An 11,945-nucleotide genomic window follows, 5' to 3' on the forward strand; every position below is an offset into this window, starting at 1 on the left:
ATGTAGTGGTGCGGCCTCTGTGGCTCATGGGTACTACGCTGTACGGGACTCGAAGAAGCATTCGACAGGTTCCGTGGGGACATCCCGGAAGAGGGCGCAGGGGGCCTGAGTGTCGTCGTTGTCGTCATCGGCACTGATCGGCAGAGAACCGGAGCGGGACCTTCTGACCGCGGCCGTCCGCTCGGCCGGTGAGGGGCGGGGCTCCTCGGTGTTCGTGCTGGGCGAGCCGGGCATCGGCAAGTCACGTCTCGTGGAGGAGACCGCGACCGCCGCCGTACACAGCGGATTACGGGTGTTGCGCGGGCGCGCCGCGTCCGCCGGGCGCGCGGTGCCGCTGCGTCCGCTGGCGGAGGCCGTGTTCTCCGGACTGCGCGGCGAGGGGTCGCCCGCGGACGGGGACATGGGCCCCTACGAGCCGCTGCTGACACGGCTGTGCGGGCTGGCGCCGCAGGACGGTGCGCCGCTGGTGGGCTACGCCGAGGCGGTGCTGCGGCTGCTGGGGACCCTCGGACGCGCCCGCGGCTGTGTCCTGGTGCTGGAGGACCTGCACGACGCGGACGCCGACACGCTGACCATCGTCGACTACCTCACGGACAACCTTCCCGGCCAGCGGGCCGTTCTGCTGGCCACCCTGCGCGGTGGGCCGGGTCCGGCGCTCGACCTCGCCGAGGCCGCCGCGTCCCGCCGTACGGCCCGTACCCTGCGTCTCGACCGTCTCGGCCGCGCCGACACCGCGGAACTGGCGGCCCGCTGCCTGGGCCACGACGACGCGGGCAAGGTACCGGCCGCCGTACTGGACCGGCTGCACGCCGTGTCCGAGGGCGTCCCCTTCGTTGTCGAGGAACTGCTGACCGCCATGGTCGACAGCGGCAGCCTCGTCCAGCGGCAGGGCGACGGCGGCTGGACGGTGACCGGTTCGCTGGACGCCGGCGTGCCCGCGACGGTCGCCGCCGCCGTCCTCCAGCGTGTGGACCACCTGGAACCGCCGGGTGTCGCGCTTCTGGAAGCGGCGTCCGTCCTGGGCCGGCGCTTCCCCGTGGACATCGCCGCGCGCGTCGCCGGTGTCGACCGGACGACGGCGCTCCGTCAGCTGCGGCAGGCGGCACGCGCCCATCTGGTCACCGACGGCGCCACCGCGGAGGAGCCCGGCTGGCACTCCTTCCGTCACGCCCTGACCGCCGACGCCATCACCCATCGACTGCTGCCCGCGGAGCGGGCGGCGCTCTGCCTCGCCGCGGCCGACGCGATCGAGTCCGTCCATACGGTCCGGTCCGTCAACGTGGTCGAGTCCGTCAATGCCGCCGAGTCCGCCACCACGATCCGGTCAACCGATGCGATCGAGTCCACCGACGCGGTCGATGCCGCCGACACGACCCGGTCCGTCCACGCCATCCAGACGACCGACACGACCCGATCCGCCGACACGATCCGGTCCGCGGACGCGACAGGACCTCGGCCGCCGGGCGGCGACCGCCGTGTCCGGCGGGGCGCGCATGCCGACGGTCTGATCGGCGGTGACCCGGGCGGCGACCTGTACCGCCTGGCCGCGGAGCTGTGCGTCGCCGGCGGGCAGCGGGCGCGGGCGGCCGTGCTGCTCACCCGGGCCGGCCGGCAGGCGGTCCTGCGGGGCGCTCTGCTGACCGCGGTGCAACTCCTCGACCGGGGCCTGGAGCTGACCGCCGACGCGGCGGACGCCCCGCCCGAGGCGGTGGCCCGGCTGCTGGAGGAACTGCTGGGGACGCTCGTCCTCACGGGCGACGTCCAGCGCGTCCCGGAGCTCGGCGACCGCCTGGACCGTGTCCTGACCGCGTGGGGCGCGCCGCCCGCCCGCCGCGCCGCGGGTTTTCTAATCCGGGCCAGGGCCGCGGCCACCGCGCAGCAGTGGGAGGAGGGCCTGACCGCCGTACGGCGGGCACGGGAGCTGCTCGGGGCCGCACCGGACCCGGCCTCCCGCGCCGCCCTGGACTCGGTCGCCGCGCATCTGGTGCTCAACTCGCAGCGCCCGGACCGGCTGGAGAGCGCCAGGGCGCTGGCCGAAGGTGCGGTGGCGACCGCCGAGGCGGTCGGGCTGCCGGAGGTGAGCTGCAAGGCGCTGAACATGCTGGGGTACTGCCTGAGGCCCCGGGATCTGACCGAGGCGGAGAGGGTGTTCGAACGCCTGGTGGCCGTGGCCGACACCCACGCGCTGCCGGTCTGGCGGATACGCGGCCTGCTGGAACTCGGCGCGGTGGACCGGCTCCGGTTCACCGGGACCGAGCGGCTGCTGGCCGCGCGCAAGGCGGCCGAGGAGACCGGTGCCGTCCTCATGACGGCCTGGGCCGACATGCATCTGGCCCAGGCCCATGTGCTGCGCGACGAGCAGGATCTGGCCCTGGAGGCCGCACGGCGGCTCCGTACGACGGCCCGCAGACTGCGGCTGCGCGAGGTGGAACTGATCGGCGTCGGAGTGGACGCCATCATCGCCGCCTCCCGTGGCGAGCGGGAGAAACTCCAGTCCGCGCTGCACGCCGTGGAGAGCGCGCTGGCCGGACGGAGCGCCGGAGCCCTCTGGGGCTACGCCGACACCTCTGTGTGGGGCTGGGCGCAGGGCATGTGCTCCCTTCTGCGGGAGGAACCCGACCGTGCGATGGCCGAGTTCACCGAGGCGGACCGGGCCATGCGCGCACTGCCCAGCACACGCGGGGCCGCCGGCTTCCTGGGCCCGTATCTGCTGCTGCGCACCGTACGGGGCACAGCCGACTGGGCGGAGCTGGACGGGGCCGTCGCGGACCGGCTCACCCAGGTCCACTGGGACCGGCCCTTCGTGGGGTGGTCCCGGGCCGTGCTGCTGGGCCGCGAGGGCCGGGCCGCCGAGGCCGCCAAGGCGGCCGATGAAGCGCTGGCCGGGACGGACGCCATCCCCCTGGCCCGTCACCTGTGTCTGCGCCTGGGTGCTCTCGCGGCGCTCGCCGACGGCTGGGGGCGCCCCGTGGAGTGGCTGTGCGCCGCCGAGCAGTTCTTCCACGACCGGGGCACGACAAGGGTGTCGGCCGCCTGCCGCGCCCTGCTGCGGGACGCCGGTTCTCCCGTCCCCCGCCGCCGCGAGGGCCACGACACGATTCCGCAGGAGCTGCGGCGCGAGGGGGTGACCGCCAGGGAGTACGAGGTGCTGCGCCTGCTCGGCCGGGGACTGGGCAACCAGGAGATCGCCGAGCACCTCTTCCTCTCGCCGCGCACCGTCGAGAAACACCTGGCGAGCCTCAGGAACCGCACCGGCCGAGGCAGCCGGGCCGCGCTGATCGCCCTGGCCCGCCGGTACGCGGACGGGCGATGACCCCCGGCCGGCCGGGGGCCGCTCCCCCGTGCGGAGGGCTCGGCCCGGCACCGGACGGGTCTCCACGGGTGATCGCCGGTTCCCCGGACTTGCCCGCACTGCGCAGGCGGAGTCAGCGCCCCGGGTCGCTCCCGGGCGCCGGCTCCGTGACCTGAGTGTTCGCCGTCAGGAACGTTGGCTGTCGAGTCGGCGTCTCCGCTACCGAACCGGAAGCACGCGCCGGAAGAAGAGGTTCGCGCCTTCGGCCTCGAACGGTCCGCGCGCACATGCCACACTGCCAGACCCCGCCGAACAGAGGGAGCGCCCCGGAAACATGGACAGTACGACAGCCACGTCTCTCTGGGGCGAACTCATCGGCACCCAGCCCGACCCCGACCTCTGGGTCGTTCTCGCGACGCTCGCCGCCGCCGTCGCCGTGATGGTCCCGCACGGGCTGTGGCGGCTCGCCCGCAACGCGATCACCATCGCCCACGAGGGCGGCCACGGCCTGATCTCGCTGTGCACCGGCCGCACCCTGACCGGCATACGCCTCCACTCCGACACCAGCGGCCTCACGGTCAGCCGCGGCAAGCCGTACGGCATCGGCATGATCCTCACGGCCGCCGCCGGCTACACCGCTCCCCCGCTGCTCGGCCTGGGCGGCGCCGCGCTGCTCGGCTCCGGGCACATCACGCTGCTGCTGTGGGTGGCGACGGCCCTGCTGCTGGCGATGCTGGTGATGATCCGCAACGCCTACGGCGTGCTGACGGTCGTCCTGGCCGGCGGCTCGTTCCTCCTGGTCTCCTGGCTGGCCGGGCCCCAGGTGCAGGCGGCGTTCGCGTACCTGGTGGTGTGGTTCCTGCTGCTGGGCGGGGTGCGCCCGGCGTTCGAGCTCCAGGCGAAACGGCGCCGGGGCGGGGCGGGCGACTCGGACGCCGACCAGTTGTCGCGGCTGACGCACGTACCGGCGGGGCTGTGGCTGTTCTTCTTCCACGCGGTGTCGCTGAGCTCCCTCGTCGGTGGCGGGCGCTGGCTCCTGGAGGTGTGACCGGCTCGCGGGGCGCGCCGCGAACTGCCCGACCAGCCACAACGCACCCGCACCCGATCCACCGCCGCCCACTAGAGTGGGGCCCATGGCGCAGAACCCCGCAGACACCGCCCTCTGGCCCGCCCCGCACGCGAGCGGAGCCGTCGACGCGACGGTTCATGTGCCCGGATCCAAGTCGGTCACCAACCGCGCCCTGGTGCTCGCCGCCCTCGCCTCCGAGCCCGGCTGGCTGCGCCGGCCGCTGCGCTCCCGCGACACCCTGCTGATGGCCGGTGCCCTGCGGGCGATGGGCGTCGGCATCGAGGAGGGCGTCGGCCCCGACGGCACCGGCGAGGCCTGGCGCGTCCTCCCGGCGGGCCTGCGCGGCCCGGCCGCGGTCGACGTCGGCAACGCCGGCACGGTGATGCGCTTCCTGCCGCCGGTCGCCGCGCTCGCCGACGGCCCGGTCCGCTTCGACGGGGACCCGAGGTCCTACGAGCGTCCTCTGAACGGCGTCGTCGACGCGCTGCGGGTGCTCGGCGCCCGGATCGACGACGACGGCCGCGGCGCGCTGCCGCTGACCGTGCACGGCGGGGGCGCCCTGGACGGCGGACCGGTCGAGATCGACGCCTCCTCCTCCTCCCAGTTCGTCAGCGCCCTGCTGCTCTCGGGCCCGCGCTACAACCAGGGCGTCGAGGTCCGCCACATCGGCTCCACGCTGCCGTCCGTGCCGCACATCCGCATGACCGTCGACATGCTCCGCGCGGTCGGCGCGCAGGTCGACACCCCGGAGGCGGGCGGCGAGCCCAACGTATGGCGGGTGACGCCGGGGGCCCTGCTCGGCCGGGACCTGACCGTCGAGCCGGACCTGTCCAACGCCCAGCCCTTCCTCGCGGCGGCCCTGGTCACCGGCGGCAAGGTGCTGATCCCGGACTGGCCGTCCCGTACCACCCAGCCCGGCGACCGGCTGCGGGAGATCTTCACCGAGATGGGCGGCTCCTGCGAACTGACCGAACTCGGCCTGGCCTTCACCGGATCGGGCGGTATCCACGGCATCGACGTGGACCTCGGCGACGTCGGCGAGCTGACCCCCGGCGTCGCGGCGGTCGCCGCCCTCGCCGACTCCCCCTCCACACTGCGCGGTGTGGCGCATCTGCGCCTGCACGAGACGGACCGCCTCGCCGCGCTCACCAAGGAGATCAACGAACTCGGCGGCGACGTCACCGAGACCGCCGACGGCCTGCACATCCGGCCGCGCCCTCTGCACGGCGGGATCTTCCACACCTACGAGGACCACCGCATGGCCACCGCTGGCGCGATCATCGGCCTGGCGGTGGAGGGCGTGCGGATCGAGAACGTGGCGACGACGGCGAAGACCCTGCCCGATTTCCCCGACCTGTGGACCGGGATGCTCGGGGCGTAGGGGTCACGCCATGCGCCGCTACGGCAAGCACACCGACGAGGACGACATCCGCTCCCGCCCCAACCGCAAGGGCAACCGGCCGCGTACGCACATCCGGCCGAAGCACGAGGACGCGGCCGAGGGCATGGTCCTCACCGTCGACCGGGGCCGCCTGACCTGCCTGGTCGAGGGCACCGTCGTCATGGCCATGAAGGCCCGCGAGCTGGGCCGCAAGGCGGCCGTGGTCGGCGACCGGGTCGCGCTCGTCGGCGATCTGTCCGGCAAGAAGGACACCCTCGCGCGGATCGTGCGCATCGCCGAACGCACCTCGGTACTGCGCCGCACCGCGGACGACGACGACCCGTACGAGCGCGTGGTCGTCGCCAACGCCGACCAGCTCGCCATCGTCACGGCCCTCGCCGACCCCGAGCCCCGACCGCGCCTGATCGACCGCTGCCTGGTGGCGGCGTACGACGGCGGCCTGGAACCGCTCCTGGTGCTGACCAAGTCGGACCTCGCCCCGCCGGACAAGCTCCTGGAGCTCTACGGCGACCTCGACATCCCCTACGTGGTGACCAGCCGCGCGGAACTGGAGAACGGCGAGGCGGTGGAGCGGGTGTCCGCCCAGCTGGACGGCAGGATCACGGCCTTCGTCGGGCACTCGGGCGTCGGCAAGACGACCCTGGTCAACGCGCTGGTGCCGGAGGAGCGGCGGCGGTCGACCGGGCATGTGAACGCGGTGACCGGCCGCGGCCGCCACACCACCACGTCGGCACTCGCCCTGCCGCTGAACGGCGCGGACGGCTGGGTGGTCGACACGCCGGGCGTACGGTCGTTCGGGCTCGCGCACGTCGATCCGTCCCGGGTCATCCACGCCTTCCCCGACCTGGAGCCCGGCACCGAGGGCTGCCCGCGCGCGTGCAGTCACGACGAGCCGGACTGCGCGCTGGACCAGTGGGTGACCGACGGTCACGCCGACCCGGCCCGGCTGTACTCGCTGCGCCGGCTGCTCGCGACGCGGGAGCAGTCGGAGGGAGACTGACCGTTTCGATATTTCTCTTCACGCGGGGTTTGTCCGCGTGCGGCACAGGTAAGGGCATAATCGCAAAAGCCGGATGCCGACCCTGACAAACGCCCGCAAGCGGTCACAGTACGTGGAGAAACGGGGAGGACAGCACATGGCGTGGCTGCTGGTCATCGTGGCCGGGTTGCTCGAAACCGGCTTCGCGGTCTGTCTGAAGCTGTCGCACGGCTTCACCAGGCTCTGGCCGACCCTCGCGTTCGCCGTCTTCGCGCTCGGCAGCTTCGGTCTGCTGACCCTCGCGCTGCGGAAACTCGACGTGGGTCCCGCCTACGCGGTGTGGACGGGCATCGGGGCGGCCGGTACGGCCATCTACGGCATGGTCTTCCTGGGCGACCTGGTCTCCACGCTGAAGATCGTCTCGATCAGCCTGGTCATCATCGGCGTCATCGGCCTCCAGCTGTCGGGCTCGACGCACTGAGGTGCGCCGAGCTGGGCCGGCCGGGGCGGGCCGCCAAGGCGCGTTGACACGAACCGCTGCTATGCGCCACTGAGGTGCGCTGAGGTGCGCGGTCACACCGGCTGCCGGTGCAGCGCGCCACGCACCAGGTCGACGACGCCGCCCTCGGCGGGAGGCGGCGCCGCGACGCAGGACAGCGCGAGCCGGACGACCAGCTCGCAGGACCGGGCCAGTTCCCCGTGGTCCGCCCGGGGCACGCCGGGCCCGGCCAGCAGCGTCACGGCGCGATCGCGGACCAGCGCCACGAAGTCGCCGGGCGAGGGCAGGGGACCGTCCGCCCGGCGTTGCGCCGGGACCGCGGAGGAGGAGGGCACCGCCGACAGCGTCGGCGAAGGCAGCCGCTCACCCCAGCAGCCGGTGAGCATGGCGCGGACGAGCGCGTTGTCCCGGGCGGCCGAAGTGGTCCACTCGGCCGTCGCCGTCAACCGGTCGCGGGCGTCGCCGTGCGTGACGAGGGCCCGCTCGACGCCTGCGAGAAAGCCGTCGGCCTCCCGGCGTACCAAGGCTCTGGCCAGCCCTTCCTTGCTGCCGAACTCGTTGTACAGCGTCTGCCGGGACACCCCGGCCGCCGCGGCCACGTCCACCATCCGCACCGCGGCCCACGGCCGCCGCGCGAGCGCCGTGTAGGCGGCGTCCAGCAGGGACTCCCGGGCAGCAGGCATCATCGCCTCCCTGGGGGGACGGAATCTGCGCCCAGATTTGACGCGTACGCGCGCACTGTCAAGGGTTCGCGCAGGTCGTCGGGGTGAGGTGGCGAAACGGACGTCATCCGCCGGCGTGCGCGGCGCGCGGGCGGACGCGGGGCGTGACCCTCGCGTGGGGACGCGCGCCCCGCCGAGCGCGCGGGCGCAGACCGCAACTCGCCACAGCGGCCCCCTATGGCTCCGCGCGGACCATGACAGATACGGTTCCTCACATGCCCGACTATCTCGACGATCTGCGTCTGGCCCACGTCCTCGCGGACGCCGCCGACGCCGCGACGATGGACCGCTTCAAGGCCCTCGACCTCAAGGTCGAGACCAAGCCCGACATGACGCCGGTCTCCGAGGCGGACCGGGCCGCCGAGGAACTCGTCCGGGGCCACCTCCAGCGCGCCCGCCCACGGGACGCGATCCTCGGTGAGGAGTACGGCCTCCAGGGCACGGGCCCCCGCCGCTGGGTCGTCGACCCCATCGACGGCACCAAGAACTATGTGCGCGGCGTCCCCGTATGGGCGACCCTGATCTCCCTGATGGAGGCCGCGGAGGGCGGCTACCAGCCTGTCGTGGGCCTGGTCTCCGCCCCCGCCCTGGGCCGCCGCTGGTGGGCCGCGAAGGGCAACGGCGCCTTCAGCGGCCGCAGCCTCACCTCCGCGAGCCGGCTCCAGGTCTCCCGGGTCTCCAAGCTCTCCGACGCGTCCTTCGCGTACTCCTCGCTCTCCGGCTGGGAGGAGCAGGGCCGTCTCAGCGGCTTCCTGGACCTCGGCCGCGAGGTGTGGCGCACGCGCGCGTACGGCGACTTCTGGCCGTACATGATGGTCGCGGAGGGGTCCGTCGACATGTGCGCGGAGCCGGAGCTCTCCCTGTGGGACATGGCGGCCAACGCGATCATCGTCACGGAGGCGGGTGGCATCTTCACCGGCCTGGACGGCCGTCACGGCCCGCACAGCGGCAACGCGGCCGCGTCGAACGGAATGCTCCACGACGAACTGCTGAGCTACCTCAACCAGCGCTACTGAAGGCCCACTTGTTGACCCGTGCTTGACCTGCCACCCTGAGAGTCCCCCCACTTGTGAATGTGTGAAACGATGAACAAGCGGCGGGGGTCACTCCAGGAGGTGGCTCCATCCATGCTCGTACGTGACGCCATGAGCACAGTCGTTCTCACGATCGGCCCCGCCCACACCCTGCGCCAGGCCGCCGCGCTGATGTCCGCCCGCAGAGTCGGCGCGGCCATCGTCCACGACCCCGACGCCGGCGGCATCGGCATCCTCACCGAGCGCGACATCCTGAACTCCGTAGGCCTCGGCCAGAACCCCGACACCGAACACGCCCACGACCACACGACCAACGACGTGGTGTTCGCGGCTCCGTCATGGACCCTGGAGGAGGCGGCCGGCGCCATGGCGCACGGCGGTTTCCGGCACCTCATCGTCCTGGACGGCGGCGAACCCGCCGGCATCGTCTCGGTCCGCGACATCATCCGCTGCTGGGCACCGCAACGTCAGCAGGTGCCCGCCTGAGCCCAGGGTTCCCGGCGCACCGAGGCGCACGGAGGCACGTCCGCACGGACAGGCGAACGGGCCGGATCTCCCCCCACGGGAGATCCGGCCCGCTCTCGGCAAGCGGTCCGGTGCTGGTGGTGTCAGCCGCGCAGGGCCTGGACCGCGGCCTCCAGCCGCTTGCCGAAGTCGGCGTCCGCCTGGCGGAAGTTGTCGATCGCGCGTGCGGCGATGTCGTCGCGCGAGACACCCGAGAGGGCGCCGGCCAGGTTGCCGATCAGCCGCTCCTGCTCCTGTTCCGACATCAGCCGGTAGAGGTCGCCCGCCTGGACGAAGTCGTCGTCCTCGGCGTGCGCCGGGGTCGGGTGGCTGCCGGTGCCACCGGTGAAGGCGTCGAACGGCTGCCACAGCGCGCGACCGGTCTGCGCCGGGCCCCCGAAGCTGTTCGGCTCGTAGTTCTTCGCACCGCCGTGCCGGCCGTCGTACAGGAAGCCGTCCCGGGAGTGGGTGCGCGCCTCGGTGGCGTGCGGGCGGTTCACCGGCAGGTGGTCGGCGTTGATGCCGACGCGGTAGCGGTGGGCGTCGCCGTACGCGAAGAGGCGGCCCTGGAGCATCTTGTCCGGGGAGGGGCCGATGCCGGGCACGAAGTGGGAGGGGCTGAAGATCGACTGCTCGACCTCGGCGAAGACGTTCTGCGGGTTGCGGTTGAGCTCCAGCCTGCCGATCTCGACGACCGGGTAGTCGGCGTGCGGCCAGACCTTGGTCAGGTCGAACGGGTTGAAGCGGTAGGACGCCGCGTCGGCCGCCGGCATGATCTGCACACCCACGGTCCACGACGGGTACTCGCCCCGCTCGATGGACTCGCGCAGGTCACGCTGGTGGGAGTCGGGGTCCTGACCGGCGAGGACCGCGGCGTCCTCGGCGGTGAGGTTCTTGATCCCCTGGTCCGTCTTGAAGTGGTACTTGACCCAGAAGACCTCGCCGGCCTCGTTGTTCCACTGGAAGGTGTGCGAGCCGAAGCCGTCCATGTGCCGGTACGAGGCGGGAATGCCGCGGTCGCCGAACAGCCAGGTCACCTGGTGCGTGGACTCGGGAGACAGCCCCCAGAAGTCCCAGACGTTGTCCGCCTCCTGCGAGCCCGTGTAGGGGTCGCGCTTCTGGGTGTGGATGAAGTCCGGGAACTTGATGGCGTCCCTGACGAAGAAGACCGGGGTGTTGTTGCCGACGAGGTCGTAGTTGCCCTCCTCGGTGTAGAACTTCAGCGAGAAGCCGCGCGGGTCACGGACGGCGTCCGCGGCACCGAGGTTTCCGGCCACCGTCGAGAAGCGGAGAAAGACCTCGGTCTGCTTGCCGGCCTCCGAGAGGAACTTGGCGCGCGTGTACGGGGTGACGTCGGCGGTCACCGTGAACGTGCCGTAGGCACCGGCACCACGGGCGTGCACGACACGCTCCGGGATGCGCTCACGGTTGAAGTGGGCCAGCTTCTCCAGCAGCAGCTGGTCCTGGACGAGGACCGGGCCGCCCGCGCCCGCGGTCTCGCTGTTCTGGTTGTCGGCGACCGGAGCACCGGCCTCCGTCGTGAGCGGTCCCTGGGTCACGTGCGCCTCCTGCGTCATCCTTGCGTGTTTTCGCTCCTTGGCCGGATTCCTGTCCTTTAGCCAGAGCAGAGTCAGATCCTACAATGGACTTAGTCCAAGTCAAGCACGGCTCCAAAGTCACACCTGTTCGGAAATTATTCCCCTTGCTGCTAAGGTGGTTGGCATGAGTGACCTTCTGGAACGGCTGCGCGGACGCGGATGGCGGATGACCGCGCAGCGGCGCGTGGTGGCCGAGGTCCTCGACGGCGAACACGTCCACATGACGGCCGACGAGGTGCACGCCAGGGCTGTCGCCAAGCTGCCCGAGATCTCCCGGGCGACCGTCTACAACACCCTGGGCGAACTGGTCTCCCTCGGTGAGGTGCTCGAGGTCAGCACGGACAAGCGCGCCAAGCGCTACGACCCGAACGCGCGTATGCCGCACCACCACCTGGTCTGCGCGCGGTGCGGCGCGATCCGCGACGTCCACCCCACGGGCAACCCGCTGGCCGACCTCCCCGACTCGGAGCGCTTCGGCTTCACGGTCTCGGACGTCGAGGTCACCTACCGCGGTGTGTGCCCGAACTGCGCGGCGGCCTGATCCCGCCCCCGTCACCTGAACGACGAACAGCCCCCGGCACCGATCGACCGCCGGGGGCTTTCACGTTCCTCGGCTCGCCGGTGCACACCATGAGCACCCTTGACAGCACAAACACCGAGGGCCGGAATCCAGTGACTGGACTCCGGCCCTCGGCCTTGAGTAGCGGGGACAGGATTTGAACCTGCGACCTCTGGGTTATGAGCCCAGCGAGCTACCGAGCTGCTCCACCCCGCGTCGGTGAATGCAACGTTACGTCAAGGACGCGGACAGAAGCAAATCCCTTGAGTGGCGCCCACGCGGCGGCG

Annotated in this window: 10 protein-coding genes and 1 tRNA gene; 8 read left to right on the forward strand and 3 right to left on the reverse strand. The window is 72.2% G+C overall.

Going from position 1 to position 11,945, the window contains the following annotated elements:
* Positions 1 to 118: 118 nt before the first annotated feature.
* The 5 genes from ACWCPM_RS23530 to ACWCPM_RS23550 all read left to right on the forward strand — a co-directional run bounded on the left by ACWCPM_RS23530 (position 119) and on the right by ACWCPM_RS23550 (position 7,223).
* Positions 119 to 3,313 carry a helix-turn-helix transcriptional regulator gene (locus ACWCPM_RS23530; RefSeq protein WP_450978207.1) on the forward strand — a complete coding sequence of 1,065 codons (3,195 nt, stop codon included), beginning with the start codon at positions 119 to 121 and terminating at the stop codon, positions 3,311 to 3,313.
* 313 nt (positions 3,314 to 3,626) lie between these two features.
* On the forward strand, positions 3,627 to 4,340 hold the full coding sequence (locus ACWCPM_RS23535) for a M50 family metallopeptidase (protein ID WP_450978208.1): 714 nt from the start codon (positions 3,627 to 3,629) through the stop codon (positions 4,338 to 4,340).
* Positions 4,341 to 4,425: 85 nt separating this feature from the next.
* On the forward strand, positions 4,426 to 5,742 hold the full coding sequence (gene aroA / locus ACWCPM_RS23540) for a 3-phosphoshikimate 1-carboxyvinyltransferase (RefSeq protein WP_450978209.1): 1,317 nt from the start codon (positions 4,426 to 4,428) through the stop codon (positions 5,740 to 5,742).
* A gap of 10 nt (positions 5,743 to 5,752) precedes the next feature.
* Complete coding sequence (rsgA, locus tag ACWCPM_RS23545; protein ID WP_450978210.1) at positions 5,753 to 6,763, forward strand: ribosome small subunit-dependent GTPase A; 1,011 nt, start codon at positions 5,753 to 5,755, stop codon at positions 6,761 to 6,763.
* A 136-nt stretch (positions 6,764 to 6,899) separates the two neighbouring features.
* Entirely contained in the window at positions 6,900 to 7,223 is a 324-nt protein-coding gene (locus tag ACWCPM_RS23550) for a DMT family transporter (protein ID WP_450978211.1), read from the forward strand.
* 92 nt (positions 7,224 to 7,315) lie between these two features.
* On the opposite strand, the gene ACWCPM_RS23555 is transcribed toward ACWCPM_RS23550, so the two are convergent.
* Positions 7,316 to 7,927 carry a TetR/AcrR family transcriptional regulator gene (locus tag ACWCPM_RS23555; protein WP_450978212.1) on the reverse strand — a complete coding sequence of 204 codons (612 nt, stop codon included), beginning with the start codon at positions 7,925 to 7,927 and terminating at the stop codon, positions 7,316 to 7,318.
* A gap of 251 nt (positions 7,928 to 8,178) precedes the next feature.
* On the opposite strand from ACWCPM_RS23555, the gene hisN reads away from it, so the two are divergent.
* Positions 8,179 to 8,979 (forward strand): histidinol-phosphatase, encoded by an 801-nt coding sequence (gene hisN, locus ACWCPM_RS23560; protein WP_450978213.1) that lies wholly within the window; start codon positions 8,179 to 8,181, stop codon positions 8,977 to 8,979.
* Between the two features lie 111 nt (positions 8,980 to 9,090).
* Positions 9,091 to 9,483 carry a CBS domain-containing protein gene (locus ACWCPM_RS23565; RefSeq protein WP_450978214.1) on the forward strand — a complete coding sequence of 131 codons (393 nt, stop codon included), beginning with the start codon at positions 9,091 to 9,093 and terminating at the stop codon, positions 9,481 to 9,483.
* Between the two features lie 122 nt (positions 9,484 to 9,605).
* Here ACWCPM_RS23565 and ACWCPM_RS23570 read toward each other — a convergent pair whose 3' ends face one another.
* The gene (locus tag ACWCPM_RS23570) at positions 9,606 to 11,060 is read right to left on the reverse strand and encodes a catalase (protein ID WP_450978215.1); all 1,455 of its coding nucleotides are present in this window, start codon (positions 11,058 to 11,060) and stop codon (positions 9,606 to 9,608) included.
* 163 nt (positions 11,061 to 11,223) lie between these two features.
* On the opposite strand from ACWCPM_RS23570, the gene ACWCPM_RS23575 reads away from it, so the two are divergent.
* Complete coding sequence (locus ACWCPM_RS23575) at positions 11,224 to 11,640, forward strand: Fur family transcriptional regulator (RefSeq protein WP_450978216.1); 417 nt, start codon at positions 11,224 to 11,226, stop codon at positions 11,638 to 11,640.
* Between the two features lie 160 nt (positions 11,641 to 11,800).
* Here ACWCPM_RS23575 and ACWCPM_RS23580 read toward each other — a convergent pair.
* Positions 11,801 to 11,874: transfer RNA gene (locus ACWCPM_RS23580), tRNA-Met, on the reverse strand.
* Positions 11,875 to 11,945 lie beyond the last annotated feature (71 nt).

This window comes from Streptomyces sp. NPDC002309 (genome assembly GCF_053593375.1).